The following is a 16,964-nucleotide window of genomic DNA, read 5'->3' on the forward strand; positions in this document are numbered from 1 at the left end:
CTCCTCAGACCTGGAGTGGTGGGCTGAGCTGCTGGATGTGGATCAGCACGAACTCGGCCGGTTTCAGCGGAGCGAACCCGACCAGGACATTGACGATGCCCCGGTCGATGTCGTTCTGCGGGTTGTTCTCCCTGTCGCACTTGACCAGGTACGCGTCCTGCGGCGTGCGGCCTTGGAACAGGCCCTGGCGGTAGAGGGAGTTCATGAACGCGCCGACGTTCAGCCTGATCGCCGCCCACAGCGGCTCGTCGTTGGGCTCGAAGACCACCCATTGGGTGCCCCGGTAGAGGCTCTCCTCGATGAAGAGCGCGGTCCTGCGCACGGGGACGTACTTCCACTCGCTGGTCAGCCTGTCGGCTCCACGCAGTGTGCGCGCGCCCCAGGAAACCGAGCCGATCACCGGGAAGGTACGCAGGCAGTTGACGCCGAGCTGGTTCAGCCTGCCGTTGTCGAGGTCGGTGAGCCTGACCGTGAGCTGGCCGACGCCGCTGAGCGAGGCCTCGGTGCCCGCCGGGGCCTTGGCCACATTGCGCTGCCCGTCGTTGCGCGCCCACACGCCCGCGACGACCCCGCACGGCGGGAACGCCTGGACCTGTCCGTTCTGGTCGGGCAGCCTGACCCAGGGGAAGTACAGGGCGGCGTTGCGCGCCTCGTCGCCCTTGGGCTGCAGTGCGCCGAACCCGTCGACGGCAGCGTCGACGTCGCCCCAGCTCGCGGGCGAGTCGACCAGGAGCATCGCCCGGCGCTCCAGGCACAGTGTGGCCGCCGCCGTCATCAGGCCGTCGTCGTAGGCGCTCTCCCTGGTCAGCGGGGGTACGCACAGGATGGTGAAGATGTCGGTGTCGCGCAGGGCGTAGATGCCGCTCTTGCGCGCTCCGTCCTGGCCCTGGATCTCGCGCTCGATGACCGGCGGGCCGTCGCCGCCCGCGACGGTGACGGCGACGGGGGTGGTGGTGGCGTTGGGCCTGGCGGTGAGGGTGGCGCCCTGCCTGACGCGGACCAGCCTCGACTCCTCCAGCACCCGGTCGAGGCGGCGGGGCGAGGCGGCGTCGGCCTCGATGTTGCGCCAGGTCTCGGCCGAGCCCCTGATCGGGTCGCGGTCGCGGATCGTCAGGTTGTAGAGCTTGGCGTCGCCCGGCTCCCTGGTGTCGTAGTCGATCACCGCCTCCAGCTCGTTGCCCCACACGCCGGGGTAGCGGGCTTCGAGCGCCACGACGCCGCCGCTCTGGCCGGTCGGCAGGTCGAGTGCGGCATGGGTGGCGCCGTCCCTGCCGCCCTTGCCCCTGGGCAGGGCCGGGTCGCCGAAGGGGTCGGCGCCCGCCGGTGGGCTCTGCGGCGGTTTGCCGCGTGCCGTCGGCTTGCCGAGCCGTACCTTGGCCGAGGCGCCGATCTGCTTCTCCAGGCTCTCGGGCTTGTCCGCGGCGGCCGAGACGTCGATGGTGAAGCTCTCCTCGCCGGAGCCGTCCTTGATGCGCAGCGTGTAGAGGTTGGCGTTGTTGGGGTCGTGGTCGATCCTGGCGCGCAGGTCGTCGCCCGCCTTGCCGGGCTTCTTCGCCTCCAGCACGACGCCGCCGCCGAGGTCGACCACGGAGGCCGCCGCCTGGGCCGCGACCCTGACGATCTCGGCTTCGGAGCCGCCGTTCTGGTAGTAGTGGAAGACCGCGTAGCTCATCAGGCTGCCCGCCGACAGGCCGCCGTACACGCGGTCGAAGTCCGACCAGCTGGTGATGTGGCGTGCCTCGTTCACGGGTCCTCGCGCGGCTGGGCCCACGAAGGCGGCGACCGCCGTGGGCACGCCGACGATCGTGCGGACGCCGCTCGCCACCTCGGTGACGTACACGCCTGGATAGGTCGGGTTGACGGCCATGGACGGTCCCTTCGTTGCGTCGCTGCCTAGCCCCGGTCTTCAGATTCCAGCCACGCCCGTAACGTGGGCACCAGCGACTCCCAGTTCGGGAATCGGATGCGGACCTGCCCAGAGGCGTTGACGATCTCGCCGTAGGACAGGCGGCCGTGTCGATCGCTGACGAGCCGCAGGACCACCGCGACGGTGCGCATGCGGCCGAGGTTCTCTTCGCTGCATGGTTCGGACACCAGTTCCTCGAAAAGTTCGATGTCCTCCCGTTGTAACCGCCGCCGCACAGGGCGTACGCGGCTGGGGGTCAGCGGGCGAGGGGCGGGGGCGTCAGTTCCCGGTCAGTTCTCACTCAGAAAGCACGCAGGCCGGACGAGGGCCGCTCAGATGGCGCCCGGGTCGAGGCGGATGCGGTCGAAGAGGGCCTCGGTGAGCGGCTCGGGCTTGGCGTCGAACTCGGCGAGCAGGATCGCGCTGCACGTGCGGTACTGCCGCATGGCCTGGGCCCGCTCCCCCAGGCGTACGTGGCAGCGCATCACCATGCGGTGGGCGTCCTCGCGGCACGGGTCGTGCGTCAGCAGCCTGCGGGCATGGCCGAGCGCCTCGGGGTAGTCGCGTCTGGCGAAGTGCTCGTCGGCCAGCCGGCACAGCAGCGACAGGTACAACGCCCGCAGCCGCTCACGCTCCACCAGCGCCCTGATGTCGTCGGCGGCGCAGATGTCACCCTGGTAGAGCTGTACGGCGTGCGCGGAGGCGTGCATGGCGCCCACGGCGTCGCCCGACCTGGCGCGGCGCTCGGTCTCGTTGGCCCAGGCCTCGAAGTGCGCGGTGTCGACGCCGACCCCGGCCCCGACGTTCAGCTCGTAGGACCCGGCCGCGAACAGCACGGGCGGCGCACCGGCCAGCACGTCGCCGAGCGACTCCCGCAGCGAGTGGATCATGCTGTTCAGCGAGTGCGAGGCCCTGGCCTCGTCGGCGTCGGGCCACAGGCTGCTCAGCAGTGTGCGGCGCGAGGCCCGGTGCCTGTCGCCGAGCGCCAGGCTCGTCAGCAGCGACGCCGTCTTGCCTCCGGCGCGCATCCGCACGTCGGATCCTGCCTTGATCACGCGGAAGCTGCCGAGCAGGCAAATGAGAACAGGCCGCTCGGCCGCAAGCGCGAGACCACTCCCCCCGGTCACCATCGCAACTCCCACCCACGGCTCGTGTCACCGATCACCGACATGGCCGGGACCGCACCGGTCACCCCGCCCGGCGTCCCCCGTGAACCTTTTTTCTATGGCTTTGACGCCATATCGCCAGTGTGTTGTAACGGTCCACCGACAAGCAAGGATGCTAAACCGCAGGCCACGCTCCAGAAAGGGCAGAGATTCGTCACCGGGCGCGCTGGGGCCTGGCCCGCACATGCATGCGCTCACCCTGCCTGCCGAACAGGCTGAGCACCTCGACGGGCGCCTCGCCGGTGCTGCCGAACCAGTGCGGCACCCGCGTGTCGAACTCGGCCGCCTCCCCCGCCGGCAACACCAGGTCGTGCTCGGCCAGCATCAGCCTGAGCCGCCCCGCCAGCACGTAGATCCACTCATAGCCCTCGTGCGTCTGCGGGGAGGGCGTGCTCCTGCTGGTCGGGATGACCATCTTGAACGCCTGCAACGGCCCCGTGGCCCTGGTCAGCGGCAGCACGTTCATCCCGTTGACCTCGCGCGGGGCCAGCCGCACGCGCGGGTCGCCGATCTCGGGTGCGCCGACGAGCTCGTCGAGCGGCACCTGGTGCGCCTGGGCGAGCGGGAGCAGCAGTTCGAGGCTGGGGCGGCGACTGCCCGACTCCAGGCGCGACAGCGTGCTCTTGGAGATGCCCGTGACCTCCGACAGCGCGGCCAGCGTGACACCGCGCTCGGCTCGCAGCCTGCGCAACCTGGGCCCCACGTCGTTCAGCACGTCGTTGACGGCCGCTGACCGCTCCATAGTCCAGATAGGACCACATTGTTCCCTGAAACGGCAACTCGGCTTGCCAGGTTGTCATGTCACCACGCCGAGTGATGTAGCGTGGCGTGCTGTGATCATCGCAGCCGGGGGCAGGGTTCCGGCCCGGTCCAGGCTCGTGGCAGCCTGGCTCGGGCTGTTCGCCGCGCTCCTGGTGATCCACGTCCTGGCCTGCGCCGTCGCACCGCACGGCCATGCCGACGCGGGACACGCGTCCGTCTCGCACGGCTCTGTCTCTTTCGGGCACTGCGATCAGCAGCCGCAGCAGCAGGAGCCGGGTGAGTCCTGCGACGCACCCGCCTGGCTGCGCCCAGGGCCCGGCGATCATCCGGCGGACGTCACCGCCTCCTGCGCACGGGTGTGCGTCGCGACGCCGTCCGCCTCGCCCGTTTCCCTTCCCGGTGCGGGCGGCCTCGCCGTACGCACTACCGTCTCGCCGAACCTGCGCGTGTAGAAGCGCACCGCCGCCCGCCGTACCCCCTGGTCTTCAGGCCCGGTACGGCGGGCGGTCGCGTGTGCGGACAGGGAGGCGACGAGCGGCGAAGGACGATGACATGGTCGAGATGGGCACACCGCAGGGGCTGGTCGGCGGTACTCCGGTGTTGTGGGTGCCGGAGCTCTGGGGCGGCGGGGAGCGCGGCTTCTGGGCGAAGCTGGAGGGCTACAACCCCGGCGGCATCAAGGACCGACCGGCCCTGCACATGGTCGAACAGGCCAGGCGGCGCGGCGAACTCGCGCCGGGCGCGCTGATCGTGGAGTCGACGAGCGGCACCCTGGGCCTCGGCCTGGCGCTGGCCGGGATCGTGCACCGCCATCCGGTGCACCTGATCGGCGATCCCGGGATGGAGCCCCTGGTACGGCGGCTGCTGCTGGCGCACGGCGCTCGGGTGGAGTGCGTGCCGACGCCGCATCCGGAGGGCGGCTGGCAGCAGGCCAGGCGTGAGCGCGTGCGGGAGGTGCTGGCGGCCAGTCCTGGGGCGTACTGTCCCGATCAGTACACCAATCCCGACAACGCGGGCGCCTATGCCGGGCTGGCCGGGGAACTGGCGGCGCGGCTCGGCCGGATCGACGTCCTGGTGTGCAGCGTGGGCACCGGCGGGCACAGCGCGGGCGTGACCAGGGCGCTTCGCCGCAGCAGTCCCCGCGTCCGGCTGGTCGGCGTCGACACGATCGGCTCCACGATCTTCGGTCAGCCCGCCGGGCCCCGGCTCATGCGCGGTCTCGGCAGCGGCATCCGGCCGCGCAACGTGGCCTACGAGGAGTTCGCCGAGGTGCACTGGGTGGCGCCCGGCGAGGCCGTGTGGGCGGCCAGGCGGCTGGCGAGCGGCCGGTACGCGACCGGCGGGTGGAGTGTCGGGGCGGTCGCACTGGTGGCTTCGTGGCTGGCCAGGACCCTGCCGGGTGGGACGAGGATCGCCGCCGTGTTCCCCGACGGGCCGCAGCGGTACTTCGACACGGTGTTCAACGACGCGTACTGCGCCGAGCACGGGGTGCTCGACGGAGAGCCGGAGGCGGAGCCGGACGAGTTCGGGCATCCGGGGGAAGGGCGGGCGGAGCGGTGGACGCGATGCGTGAAGGTGGTGCGGCCTGCGGAGGTGTCTGGGGGGTCGGAGGTGTCTGGGGGGTCTGTGTTGCCGGGGTTGGAAGAGGCGGACGTCCGGGGTGCGGGGGTGCAGGGGTGATGGGGACGGTTGTCCCGGCCACAAAGGCGATGGGGACGGTTGTCCGGCCTGCTGGGGTGTACGGGTGATGGGGACTGTGGGGGCGTTTTGGTCGTTTGATCGGCCGATTCGGTTGTTGCTGGTCAATCAGTTGACGATCAATATCGGGTTCTACATGTTGATGCCGTACCTCGCCGCGTATCTGTCCGGGGATCTCGGGATGGCCGTGTGGACGGTCGGGCTGGTGCTCGGGGTGCGCAATCTCAGTCAGCAGGGGCTGTTCCTGGTCGGGGGCAGCCTGGCCGACCGGCTCGGGTACAAGCCGATGATCATGGCGGGACTGCTGGTCAGGACCGTGGGGTTCGGGCTGCTCGGTGTGGCCGACTCGGTCGCGGCCGTGCTCGTCGCCTCGGCGCTCACCGGGGTCGCGGGCGCGCTGTTCAATCCGGCCGCGCGTGCGTACCTCGCCGTCGAGGCCGGGGAGCGCAAGGTCGAGGCGTTCGCGGTGTTCAACGTGTTCTACCAGTGCGGCATTCTCGTGGGTCCGCTCGTGGGGCTGGTGTTGCACGCCGCCGCGTTCAAGGTGATCTGCCTGGTCGCCGCACTGCTGTTCGCCGGGCTGGCCCTCGCGCAGGTCAGGGCGCTGCCCGCACGGCCCGGCGGCAGGGCGGACGCGACCGGCTCGATGCTGGCCGACTGGCGGCACGTCGTGGGCGATCGGCCGTTCCTGCTGTTCTCGCTGGCGATGATCGGGTCCTACGTGCTGACGTACCAGGTGTACCTGGGGCTTCCCCTTGAGGTACGGCGGGCGACGGGCGGGGAGGCCGGGATCACCCTGCTGTTCGTGGTGTCGGGGGGCCTGGCGATGTTCGGGCAGGTGCCGCTCACCGCCTGGGTCCGGGCCCGTTGGAGTGCCAGACAGGCGATGGCCGTGGGGCTGGTCGTCATGGGGGCGGCGTTCGTGCCGTTGGGGGTGGTCTCGCTGATGCCTGGCGCTTTGCCCGGGTTCGCATTGGCCATGGGGCCTGTGCTGGTTGCCACCGGGTTGCTGACGTTGGGGATGATGATCGGCTATCCGTTCGAGATGGCGACGATCGCGGCATTCGGCGGGGATCGGCTGACCGGGACGTACTACGGGCTCTACAACACGGTGTCCGGGGTGGGAATCGCCGCCGGGAACGTACTGACCGGGGTGGCTTTTGACTTCGGGGCACGGATTGGGGTGCCTGGGGTGGGGTGGTGGGGGTTGGTGGCGGTGGGGTGGGGAGGCGCTGGGGCCGTGTATTGGGTGATGCGGGACGGGGTGAAGGCCGGCGTCAGTGGGGGTGGCGGTAGGGGCGGGTGAGGAAGGCGATGCTCCTCCGGTCGACGGCGTCGTCGTGGCGGGCGGGGGCATCGGGTGGGGGCTTGGGGGTGTTCGAGGCTGCGGCGCGGACGGCATGGAGGGCATGTGGCGGGGTGGGGGCGTCGCGGATTGCGATCTGTGCGGCTTCGGGCGGGCTTGCGACGTCGGAGGCTGCGATGTGCGCGAGGTGAGGCGGATTGTGGCTTTCTTGGGGGTCGACTGGAAGGGAAGGGGCTGGCCAGCCTTGGTCGGTGCGGCACCAGGTGAGCCAGGCGTCGACGAAGAACCGGGCGCGGCGCTGGGTGGCGGGGACGCACGTACCCCAGAACGCGACGAGCAGCGCGCCGACCTCGTCGCCCGTGATGTCGGCCAGCGGCCTTTCGGCACCGAGACGCTTGGCGACCCGAAAGAGGACCGCGGCACAGGCCTGCTGGGTGTTGGGGTTCGTGATATCGCCCTTCCAGACAAACCGCCGCGCCGCCTTCAGCACACCGACCTCATGCACACCTGCCTTGCACGCACCGTCCTTGCACGCACCTGCCTTGCACACACCGTCCTTGTGCGCACCGTCCTTGTGTTTGTGCGTACTCCCCTTGTGCGCATTCCCCTTGTGTGCACCGGCCTTGTGCACGCCTGTGCCACCCACTCGCCCCACGAGCACGCCGTCTCGCGGATTCGCGGCATCCGACTGGCCTATCGCTGACCCGTCGCGGGAACCCAGGCCATCCGACCGGCTCTCCGCCGCGCCGTCGCGTACACCCGAACCGCCGGAAGTGGACGGCGTGACCGGTTCGGGGTACGAGACAGGGAAGCTGGGATGCGCGGCAGACATGCCCGCGACGATATCCCTCGCCACGGTCTCGATCCCTCCCAATGCCACATCCCTCGCGACACGCGATCCCCCGACACGCGCGATCCCTCCCCATACGCGATCCCCAGACACACACGCCATCTCTTCCCGCGCGAGTGAGCCCTCTTCTCCCGCAGGTCAGCCGCTTCCTACGCACGTGAGCCTCCGTCACGAGGAAGAATCCCAACGCTCAGCACAAGACCGCCTCACAGACGCAACTCCCGCGAAAGCCCCCTACCCCACCATGATCAGCACCCCCACCGCCATGAACACCGCAGGTACCACCCATCGCCCGTACCGCTCCACCAGGGTGACGACCCTGCGATGGGAGCCCAGCCAGGATCCGGCCAGGCACCACACCGCCACGCCTGCGGCGAAGACCGCCACGGTGAGGGCCGTGGCCGTGGGGGCGATCGTTCTGAAGACGGGGGTGTAAGCGGACACGTTGTCCGCTCCGTTGGCGATCGTCACGGCTGCCACCGAGAGCACGCCGGTCGCCACGGCGGGGGGATCGTCGTCGTGCTTCGACCTGATCGCCTGGACCAAGGCCTTGACGCCCAGGGCGAAGGGCACCAGGCCGAGGAGGCGGATCCACTGGTCGGGGATGATCGTCAGGCCGAGGGCGGCGAGCAGGGAGACGGCGACGAGTACGGCGATTCCGGCGTACTGGCCGGTCCAGACGTGCCAGGTGCGGAGTTTGCCGGGTGGTTGGGTCCGCGCGGTGAGGAACAGGACGGTGAGGACCAGGAGGTCGTCGATGTTCGTGCCGGCGAACAGGGCGGCGGCCGTGGCGAGGGTCTGGCCCGTGGTCTGTCCCATGTCGGCCGAACCTATCGCCTCCTCCCACCGGCCACCCTGGCCCCCGCGGGCGCCTCCTTCGGCCCATGTCGGCCGAACCTATCGCCTCCTCCCACCCCACCTACCGCCGCTCAACACGCCCGAAGCCCCACCACCCCACCCACCGCCCATCCGCACGAAACAGGTCCAACCCCTCACCCCAGCTCCCCGTACCCCACCCCGCCAGCCTCCCACCGAGCCTCCTGTCCCCGTACGCGCGCCTCGAACGCCGCCCAGTCGTGCGAAGCGCGAGGCGACCAGCCGATCTCCGCGATGGCCGTCAAACGGGGGAACGCCATCGACTCGACCTGGGCGATCTCGGTGAACGTCTCGCTCCACATGGGGGCCTCGACGCCGCGTACGGCGGACTCGGGGACGCCTTCGACGACGTCGGCGGGGTCCCAGGCGTAGGCGTCCTCCAACTGGATGTGTCCGGCCCATTCCAGACCGAGTTCGGTGTGATCGCCGTACTTCATATCCAGATATGTGGCGTTGGCGGGAGACATGACGACCTTGGCGCCGCGCCGGACGGCGGCCTGGACGGGTTCGGCGCCGCCGGGGCGTGGGGTGGTGAAGTCCCAGTACTGCAGGGTGGTGTCGGCGGGGAGGTCGGCCTTGCCGATCTCGTGCCAGCCGATCGGCTTCTTGCCGTGCGAGACGACGATCCCGGTGACGCGCTCGACGAAGGCGGCGTAGTCCTCGTCGCTTGTCCGGTCGGCCTCGTCGCCGCCGATGTGCAGGTACGGCCCGGGCGTCATCTCGGCCAGTTCGCCGATCACGTCGTCGAGGAAGCGGTAGGTGGCCTCGTTCTTCAGGCACAGCGTGCTGAAGCCGACGTCGGTCCCGGTGTACTTCTCGGGCGCGACGCCGTCGCAGTTGAGTTCGGCGTAGGAGGTGAGGGCGGCGTTCGTGTGGCCGGGCACGTCGATCTCCGGTACGACCGTGACGAAACGCTCGGCCGCGTAGGCGACGATCTCGGCGTAGTCCTTCTTGGTGTAGAAGCCGCCGGGCCCCCCGCCGACCTCGTTGCCCGCGCCGATCTCGGTGAGCCGGGGCCGCTTGTCGATCTGCACACGCCAGCCCTGGTCGTCGCTGAGATGCAGATGCAGCATGTTGATCTTGTACGGCACGACGAGGTCGATGTAGCGCTTGACCTCGGCGACGGAGAAGAAGTGCCTGGCGACGTCCAGCATGACGCCGCGCCAGGCGAAGCGCGGCCTGTCGGTGATCGACACCCCGCCGATCGGCCACGGCCCCTCCTGGCGGGAGGCGCTCTCCACCTTGGGCGGCAGCAGCTGCCTGAACGTCTGCACGCCGCGCAGCAGCCCTTCGGGCGTCCGCGCGGTGAGCGTGACCCCCTTGGCCGCGACGTCGAGCCGGTACTCCTCCTGCCCCATGGCCTCGGGACCGTCGAGCGAGAGCGTGACGCCCTGACCGGTGGCGGCGACGGGCAGCGGGTACCCGGTCGCGGGTCGCAGCAGGCCGGCCAGGTAGGCGGCGACCGGCTCGGCGCCCTTGGCCGCGACGATGGTGCTGGCTTCGGTGAGCGCGTAGCCCTCGCCGGTGGCGCGCAGGTCGACGGGGACGGGGACGAGCTGGGGCACGGCCGGGTCGTGGGCCGCCTGCTCCTCGCCCGCGCATCCGGCGCCCGCGGCGAGCACCGTCAGTGCGGCACATGCGGCGACTGCCCGTTTCATGACTCCCAGAGGTCTCACGGGTGAATTGTCGATCATTAGCGGTCTGCCCCGCAACGACGCTTCCTTGGAGCGGCAATCGTTTTAATCGTAGACTCCGCGAGATGACCGCAGTGAGCATCAAGGAGGTCGCCGCGCGTGCGGGGGTCTCGCCCGGCACCGTGTCCAATGTGCTCAACCGGCCCGAGAAGGTCGCCGAGCCGACCAGGGTCAGGGTCGAGGAGGTGATCCGCGAGCTCGGCTTCGTCAGGCACGGCTCCGCCTCGACCCTGCGGGCGGGCCACAGCCGTACGATCGGCCTCTCGGTGATCGACATCGGCAACCCGTTCTTCACCGACGTCGCCGCCGGGGTCGAGGAGGCGGCGAGCGAGCGCGGCTATGCCGTACTTCTCGGGAATGCGGGGGGCAGTGAGGCCAAGCAGGAGCGCAACCTGCTGGTGTTCGCCGAGCACCGGGTCAGGGGTGTGCTCATCACACCGACCGGCGAGGACCTGTCTGGGGTGCGGGCGCTGCGCGAGCGGGACATCGCGGTCGTGCTCGTCGACCGGGGCGCCGACGAGGCCGGGCTGTGCGCGGTGGCCGTCGACGACGTGACCGGCGGCAGGACGGCGCTGGCCCATCTGCTGGCCGGTGGCGCCGGGCGCCTGGCGTATGTGAGCGGCCCCGACTCGGTGCGCCAGTGCAGGGACAGGCGGATCGGCGCCGAGCAGGCGATGGCTGCGGCGGGGCGGTCACCGGCGGAGCTGACCGTGCACACGGTGCCCGCGATGACGGCCGAGGCGGGCCGTACGGCTGCCGCCGCGTTGCTGGCCGATCTGCCGGACGCGGTGTTCTGCGCCAACGACCTCATCGCACTCGGCGTGCTGGGCGGCCTGCTCCAGGCGGGTGTGCGGGTGCCGGAGCGGGTACGGCTGATCGGCTATGACGACATCGACTTCGCCTCGGCGTCGGCCGTGCCGCTGAGCTCGGTCAGGCAGCCGACGCGGCGGCTGGGCCGGGCGGCGGCCGATCTGCTGCTGGAGGAGTGCGAGGCGCCCGCCACGCATGTGCACAGGCAGGTGATGTTCCAGCCTGAACTGGTCGTCAGGCGGTCCAGCCGATAGCACCCATGGGGGTGGATTCATAGTATCCAGGTCGGAAATGTATAGTTCTGGCCATGCGTAAGACCCCCACCAGGTTCCTCCTGCTCGGCACCACCGCCCTGCTCGCCCTCAGCGCCTGCTCCAACGGCGACACCGGCACCGCGACGTCCTCCCCCGCCGCCGCTCCGGCCAAGTCCGTCATCCTCGTCACGCCCAACCCGGTCGGCGCCAACAGCTTCCTGCGCCTCAGCGTCAAGGGCGCGCAGGAGGCGGCCAAGGAGATCGGCGCCTCGTTCAAACTCTTCGAGAGCAAGGACCCCAGCAGCATCGCCCAGAACGTCGACGCGGCCGTGCGCGCCGAGCCGACCGTCGTGGTCGGCGTCGGGTTCAACTTCGACGACGTGTTCGCCACCGTGCCCAAGCAGCACCCGGGCCAGCAGTTCCTCCAGGTCGACTCGTGCGCCAAGGACCAGGCGGCCAATCTCACCTGCGTGTCGTTCAAGGAGCACGAGGCGGCCTATCTGGCCGGGGTCGAGGCGGGGCTGCTCAGCACCAAGGGGAAGATCGGCGTGGTCGCCGCGCTCGACACGCCGTTCGTGCACCGCTGGATCGAGCCGTTCTTCGCCGGGGCCGCCTCGGTCAACGCCAAGGTCGCGGGCACGCCGCTGTACGTCGGCGGGTCCAATCCCTTCAGCGACCCGGCCAGGGCCAAGTCGCAGGCCCAGACGCTCATCGACGGCGGGTCCGACATCGTCGCCGCCGCCGCGTCCGGCGGGAACCTGGGTGTGTTCGAGGCCGTGGCCGCCTCCGGCGGGGCCAAGTCGTTCGGCGTCGACGTCAACCAGTGCGCCGAGAGCGCGGGCAACATCATCGACAACGTCCTCAAGCACGTCGACGTCGCCGAGGCCGCGGCCATCAAGGAGATCGCGAACGGCAGGAGCGGCGGCCGCAAGGTCTACGGCCTGGCCGAAGGCGGCGTCGGCGTCAACGCGCTCGGCGACGACCTGGCCGCCTCCCGGTGCACGGTGGCGGCCAGCCCCGATGTCGTCACCAAGGTCAAGCAGGTCAGGGACGACATCGTGGCCGGCAAGATCACGGTGGCCGACCCGCTGGCGAGCTAGTCATGACCTACGCGGCCGAACTGCGCGGCGTCACCAAGAGGTTCGGCGCCGTGCTCGCCAACGACGGCGTCGACCTGGCGATCGCCGAAGGAGAGGTGCACGCCGTCGTCGGCGAGAACGGCGCGGGCAAGTCGACGCTGATGTCGATCCTGTACGGCCTGCACCGCCCCGACGCCGGTCAGGTCCTGCGCGAGGGCAGGCGCGTACGGCTGCGCTCCCCCGCCGACGCCATCGCGCACGGCCTCGGCATGGTGCACCAGCACGTGCGCCTGTTCGGCTCGCTCACCGTCGCCGAGAACGTGGTGATCGGCGCCGAGCCGCACCGCGGCCCCCTCGTCGACAGGCGCACGGCCGCACGCGAGGTCGAGGCGCTCGGCACGAGGTACGGCCTGCGCGTCGACCCCGCCGCACGGGCCGGTTCGCTGCCCGTCGGGGTCAGGCAGCGGGTGGAGATCCTCAAGGCGTTGTACCGCGGCGCCCGCGTGCTCATCCTCGACGAGCCGAGCGCCGTGCTCACCCCGGGCGAGGCGAGCGCCCTGCTGACGATGCTGCGGGCGCTGGCCGCCTCCGGCGTCTCGGTCGTGCTGGTCACCCACAAGCTCGGTGAGGTGCTGAGCGCCAGCGACCGGGTCACGGTGCTGCGCGACGGCCGGGTCAGCGGGCGTTTCACCACGTCGCGCACCGACGCCGCCGAACTCGTCGAGGCGATGATCGGCCGCCCGCTCGGCGTCTCGCCCTCCGTCGCGGGCCGCGTGGCTGCGGCCGGGCCGTACCTGCTGGAGGTGCGTGGGCTCGGCGTGCGGGACGGGGACGGGGTCGATCGGCTGGACGGGGTGTCGTTCGGGGTACGGCCCGGCGAGATCGTCGGGGTGGCGGGCGTCGCGGGCAGCGGGCAGCGGGAGCTGGCCGACGCCGTGACCGGACTCGGCGGACCCGTACGCGGCCAGGTCCTGATCGACGGCTCCCCGGTGCGCCGTGGCCGCGACCCCCGCGTCGGATACGTGCCCGCCGACCGTCCGGGCAGGGCGACCGCCCCCACCATGTCCCTCGCCGAGAACCTCCTCATGGGCGACCACCGAACACCGGGCGCGAGACGAAAGGCGAGAGGCAGGGCCAGGGAGCTGGTCGAACGCTTCTCGATCAGGGCGGCCTCGGTCGACGCCCCCCTGTCCGCGCTGTCGGGCGGCAACGCGCAGAAGGCGGTGCTGGCCAGGGAGCTGTCGCGGCGCACACCGGTGCTGGTCGTCGAGGAGCCCACCCAGGGGGTCGACGTGGGCGCGCAGGAGCAGATCCACGCGCTGCTCACCGAGGCCAGGGACGAGGGCACGGCCCTGCTGGTGCAGTCCAGCGAATTGAGCGAGCTGCGGGCGCTGGCCGATCGCGTCCTGGTCCTCTTCGAGGGCTCGATCGTGGCCGAACTGCCGGTGGCCGAGGCCACCGACGAACGTCTCGGCGCGGCGATGACGGGCACCGGCCCGGCCGCACACCGGCAGGAGGAGCGGTGAGCCGCGCTCGCGCCGCGACGACGACGGCAGGAGGCCGGGTGATGAGTGCGCTGATCGCGGCGCGTGGTCCGGCGGCGGCGAGGGGCCGGGGCAGGCGGGTCGTGGGTGCGGCGCTGCCTGCCGTGGTGGCCGTCGTGGGGGCGCTCGGGCTGACGACGCTGGTCATGGTGGTCACGGGGGCCGATCCGCTGCTCGCCTATCCGGCGCTGGCCGGCGGGGCGCTCGGGGCGGGCAATCTGGAGTACACGGTCGGCGCGTTCGTGCCCGCGCTCGGCATGGCGCTGGCGTTCGCGATCCCGCTCCGGATCGGCGAGCTGAACCTGGGCGGCGACGGGCAGCTCGCCGTCGGCGGGGTCGCCGCCGCGGCGCTGGCCCTGTACGTGCCGCTGCCGCCCGGGGTGGGGCAGGCGCTCACGCTGGTGGTGGCGGCCGTGGCCGGCGCGCTCGTCGCGGGGATCTCCGCGCCGCTGCGCAGCAGGCTCGGCGTGCCCGCGATCGTCAGCACGCTGCTGGTCAGCACGCCCGCCGTGGCGCTGACCTCCTACCTGGTGCGCTTCCCGCTCGCCGAGCAGGGCACCGGCCTGGCGCAGACTCCCGTGCTGGGCGACGCCTTCCATCTGCCCGCGCTGGGTGGCAGCGGATATGTGACGCTCGGCCTGCCGCTCGTCGCGGTGATCGCGGCCGGCTGGATCTGGTTCGACCGGGGCAGTGTGCTCGGTTACGAGGTGCGGGCGGGCGGGGCCGGCCAGGAGTTCGCCCGCTACGGCGGCATCGACGTCGCCAGGCTCGGCGGCGTCACGCTGGTCGCGGGAGGGGCGTGTGCCGGGCTGGTCGGGGCGCTCATCGTGCTGGCGCCGCCGTACCGGTTCGTCGACGGGGCGTTGACCGCTCCCGGGCACACGTTCACGGCCATCGCGGCGGTGCTGCTGGCGGGGGCGCGGCCCGCTGTGGTGCCGTTCGCGGTCGGGCTGCTCACCGTGCTGCAGGTCGGCGGGCAGGGCATGGAGCGCGAGGCCGGGGTGCCGAGTCAGCTCACCCAGATCGTGCAGGGACTCATCATCGTGCTGGTCGCCGTGCTCGCCGTCGCCCGGAGCGCGAGAGCCGGGAAAGGCGGGCGGGGATGAACGTGGTGTCCGCGGCGTTCGCGGCGGCCGTGCTGACCGCGGCGGCGCCCGTCGTGCTGGCCGCGCTCGGCGGGCTGATCAGTCAGGCGTCGGGTGTGTTCACGATGGCGCTCGAAGGCTTCCTGCTGTGGGGGGCGTTCACGGCGGTGCTGTTCAGCCAGGTCAGCGGCAGTGCCTGGGTGGGGGTGGCCGGGGCGGTGGCCTCGACGACCGCCTACGCGGCGCTCATGTCGGTGCCCGTGGTGTCGCTGCGGGCCGATCCGGTCGTCGTCGCGGTCGGACTGAACCTGCTGGCGCTCGGCCTGACCGCCTATCTCATGCGGCAGGTGTTCGGCAGCGGCGGCACCTACGCCGATCCTGATCTGGCGGGGCTGGCGACGCTGGCCGAGATCGGGTTCGACGTGCCGGTGCTCGGGCCGCAGTCGCCGCTCGTGCCGCTCGCACTGCTGCTGGCGCCGCTGGCCGCGTGGTGGCTCGGCGCGACCAGGTCGGGGCTGCGGCTGCGCGGCATCGGCGAGGACGCGCAGGCGGCCAGGTCGCTCGGGCTGCCGGTGGCGCGCTACCGGCACGGCGCCGTGCTGCTCGCGGGGGCGCTCGGCGGGCTCGGCGGGGCGCAGCTGTCGCTGGGCAATGTGACGTTGTTCGGGGAGGGCATGAGCGCGGGGCGCGGCTGGGTGGCCGTCGTCGCCGTCATGCTCGCCGGTTCGAGGCCGCTGCTGCTGCTCGGCGCGTGCCTGCTGTTCGGCGCGGCCGAGGCCATGGGCTTCCGGCTGCAGGGCGCGGGGCTGCCGCAACAGGCCGCCGACGCCGCGCCGTACCTCATCACCCTGCTGGCCCTGCTCGCCTACGGACTGTTCGGCAGGCGGCGTACCGATCGGTTGGAGTCCCTCACATGAGCACGACCCTTCCCCTGCTCGCCGACTCGGTCAGGCTGACCGGCGACGGCGTGGAGATCCTCGACCGGCGTGTCTACCCGCTGCAGGTGCGCTGGGTGCACTGCGCCGGCAGCGAGGACGTCGCACGGGCCATCGAGACGATGGTGACGCAGAGCTCCGGACCGCTGTACGCGGCCACCGCCGCCCTGGTGCTGGCCGCACGCGAGGCGGCGGGCGACTCCCCGCAGGAGGCCGCCGAGCGGTTGCGCGCCGCCGGTCGCAGGCTGGTGGCGACCAGGCCGACCAACAACCACATCAGGGACGCCGTCGCCTCCGTGCTCGGCGCGCTCACCCCGGGCCTGTCGGGACCGGCACTGGCCGACGCGGTGACGTCGGCCGCCGCCGCGCACGACGACGCCTACCGCGAGCGCAGCCGCTCGCTCGGCTACAACGCCGCCGCCCTGCTGTGCGACGGCGACCGGGTGCTGACGCACTGCTGGGCCGACGCCTTCCTCATCGCCACCGTGCAGGCGGCGCAGGCGGCCGACAAGCGCCTGGAGTTCGTCTGCACCGAGACCAGGCCCTACCTCCAGGGCGCCAGGCTGACCGCCTCCACCCTGGTCGAGATGGGCTACACGCCCACGCTCATCACCGACGGCATGGTCGCCTCGGCGCTGGCCGACGGCCTGGCCGATGTGGCGTTGACCGCCGCCGACCGCGTCACCCTCGACGGCCACGTCGTCAACAAGGTCGGCACGCTCGGCGTCGCCCTGGCCGCCAAGGCCTACCGCGTGCCGTACTACGCGCTCATCGACTCACCCGACCCGCGGGCCGCGACGATGTCCGACGTCGTCATCGAGGAGCGCGACGGCGACGAGGTGCTGAGCGTGCTCGGCACCCGTACGGCGGCCCAGGGCGTGCGCGGCTACTACCCGGCGTTCGACGTCACCCCTCCCCACCTCGTGACCCGCATCGTCACCGAGCACGGCGCCTACGAGCCCGCGCTCGTCGCAGAGCACTTCAAGGAAGGCTGAACCA

The 16,964-nt window shown here is 71.5% G+C and carries 16 protein-coding genes; 9 read left to right on the forward strand and 7 right to left on the reverse strand.

Features of this window, described 5'->3' with window-relative positions; genetic code table 11:
* Positions 1-4 precede the first annotated feature (4 nt).
* From ACTWNK_RS29305 to ACTWNK_RS29320, 4 genes are all read right to left on the reverse strand, one after another.
* On the reverse strand, positions 5-1,867 hold the full coding sequence (locus ACTWNK_RS29305) for a phage tail sheath family protein (protein WP_474307772.1): 1,863 nt from the start codon (positions 1,865-1,867) through the stop codon (positions 5-7).
* A gap of 26 nt (positions 1,868-1,893) precedes the next feature.
* Positions 1,894-2,058 carry a hypothetical protein gene (locus tag ACTWNK_RS29310; protein WP_474307773.1) on the reverse strand — a complete coding sequence of 55 codons (165 nt, stop codon included), beginning with the start codon at positions 2,056-2,058 and terminating at the stop codon, positions 1,894-1,896.
* A 180-nt stretch (positions 2,059-2,238) separates the two neighbouring features.
* A complete protein-coding gene (locus ACTWNK_RS29315; RefSeq protein WP_474307774.1) occupies positions 2,239-3,036 on the reverse strand; it encodes an AfsR/SARP family transcriptional regulator in 798 nt (265 codons plus the stop codon).
* A 190-nt stretch (positions 3,037-3,226) separates the two neighbouring features.
* Positions 3,227-3,814, reverse strand: coding sequence for a helix-turn-helix domain-containing protein (locus tag ACTWNK_RS29320; protein WP_474307775.1), 588 nt, complete (start codon positions 3,812-3,814; stop codon positions 3,227-3,229).
* A gap of 91 nt (positions 3,815-3,905) precedes the next feature.
* Between ACTWNK_RS29320 and ACTWNK_RS29325 the strand changes: the two genes are divergently transcribed.
* The 3 genes from ACTWNK_RS29325 (at position 3,906) to ACTWNK_RS29335 (ending at position 6,838) form a co-directional block, all read left to right on the forward strand.
* A complete protein-coding gene (locus ACTWNK_RS29325; RefSeq protein WP_474307776.1) occupies positions 3,906-4,286 on the forward strand; it encodes a hypothetical protein in 381 nt (126 codons plus the stop codon).
* Positions 4,287-4,386: 100 nt separating this feature from the next.
* Positions 4,387-5,514, forward strand: a complete 1,128-nt coding sequence (locus ACTWNK_RS29330) for a PLP-dependent cysteine synthase family protein (protein ID WP_474307777.1) — start codon at positions 4,387-4,389, stop codon at positions 5,512-5,514.
* 130 nt (positions 5,515-5,644) lie between these two features.
* Positions 5,645-6,838 carry an MFS transporter gene (locus tag ACTWNK_RS29335; protein ID WP_474307778.1) on the forward strand — a complete coding sequence of 398 codons (1,194 nt, stop codon included), beginning with the start codon at positions 5,645-5,647 and terminating at the stop codon, positions 6,836-6,838.
* Here ACTWNK_RS29335 and ACTWNK_RS29340 read toward each other — a convergent pair.
* From ACTWNK_RS29340 to ACTWNK_RS29350, 3 genes are all read right to left on the reverse strand, one after another.
* Complete coding sequence (locus tag ACTWNK_RS29340) at positions 6,810-7,670, reverse strand: hypothetical protein (protein WP_474307779.1); 861 nt, start codon at positions 7,668-7,670, stop codon at positions 6,810-6,812. The genes ACTWNK_RS29335 and ACTWNK_RS29340 overlap by 29 nt on opposite strands.
* Before the next feature lie 252 nt (positions 7,671-7,922).
* On the reverse strand, positions 7,923-8,507 hold the full coding sequence (locus ACTWNK_RS29345; protein WP_474307780.1) for a cadmium resistance transporter: 585 nt from the start codon (positions 8,505-8,507) through the stop codon (positions 7,923-7,925).
* A gap of 173 nt (positions 8,508-8,680) precedes the next feature.
* The gene (locus ACTWNK_RS29350) at positions 8,681-10,222 is read right to left on the reverse strand and encodes a beta-N-acetylhexosaminidase (protein ID WP_474307781.1); all 1,542 of its coding nucleotides are present in this window, start codon (positions 10,220-10,222) and stop codon (positions 8,681-8,683) included.
* Positions 10,223-10,323: 101 nt separating this feature from the next.
* Here ACTWNK_RS29350 and ACTWNK_RS29355 point away from each other — a divergent pair, with 101 nt between their 5' ends.
* The 6 genes from ACTWNK_RS29355 to ACTWNK_RS29380 are packed head-to-tail and all read left to right on the forward strand — an operon-like array spanning position 10,324 to position 16,960.
* A complete protein-coding gene (locus tag ACTWNK_RS29355) occupies positions 10,324-11,322 on the forward strand; it encodes a LacI family DNA-binding transcriptional regulator (protein ID WP_474307782.1) in 999 nt (332 codons plus the stop codon).
* Between the two features lie 53 nt (positions 11,323-11,375).
* Positions 11,376-12,422, forward strand: a complete 1,047-nt coding sequence (locus tag ACTWNK_RS29360) for a BMP family ABC transporter substrate-binding protein (RefSeq protein WP_474307783.1) — start codon at positions 11,376-11,378, stop codon at positions 12,420-12,422.
* 2 nt (positions 12,423-12,424) lie between these two features.
* Positions 12,425-13,927 carry an ABC transporter ATP-binding protein gene (locus ACTWNK_RS29365; protein WP_474307784.1) on the forward strand — a complete coding sequence of 501 codons (1,503 nt, stop codon included), beginning with the start codon at positions 12,425-12,427 and terminating at the stop codon, positions 13,925-13,927.
* Positions 13,924-15,051: an ABC transporter permease gene (locus ACTWNK_RS29370; protein WP_474307785.1), complete on the forward strand. Its 1,128-nt coding sequence runs from the start codon at positions 13,924-13,926 to the stop codon at positions 15,049-15,051. The genes ACTWNK_RS29365 and ACTWNK_RS29370 overlap by 4 nt, the downstream gene beginning before the upstream one ends.
* Entirely contained in the window at positions 15,048-15,947 is a 900-nt protein-coding gene (locus ACTWNK_RS29375; protein ID WP_474307786.1) for an ABC transporter permease, read from the forward strand. Before ACTWNK_RS29370 ends, ACTWNK_RS29375 begins: the two co-directional genes overlap by 4 nt.
* Positions 15,944-16,960: a s-methyl-5-thioribose-1-phosphate isomerase gene (locus ACTWNK_RS29380; RefSeq protein ID WP_474307787.1), complete on the forward strand. Its 1,017-nt coding sequence runs from the start codon at positions 15,944-15,946 to the stop codon at positions 16,958-16,960. The genes ACTWNK_RS29375 and ACTWNK_RS29380 overlap by 4 nt, the downstream gene beginning before the upstream one ends.
* The last annotated feature ends 4 nt before the right edge of the window (positions 16,961-16,964 follow it).

Source organism: Nonomuraea sp. IBHARD001 (assembly GCF_056106265.1).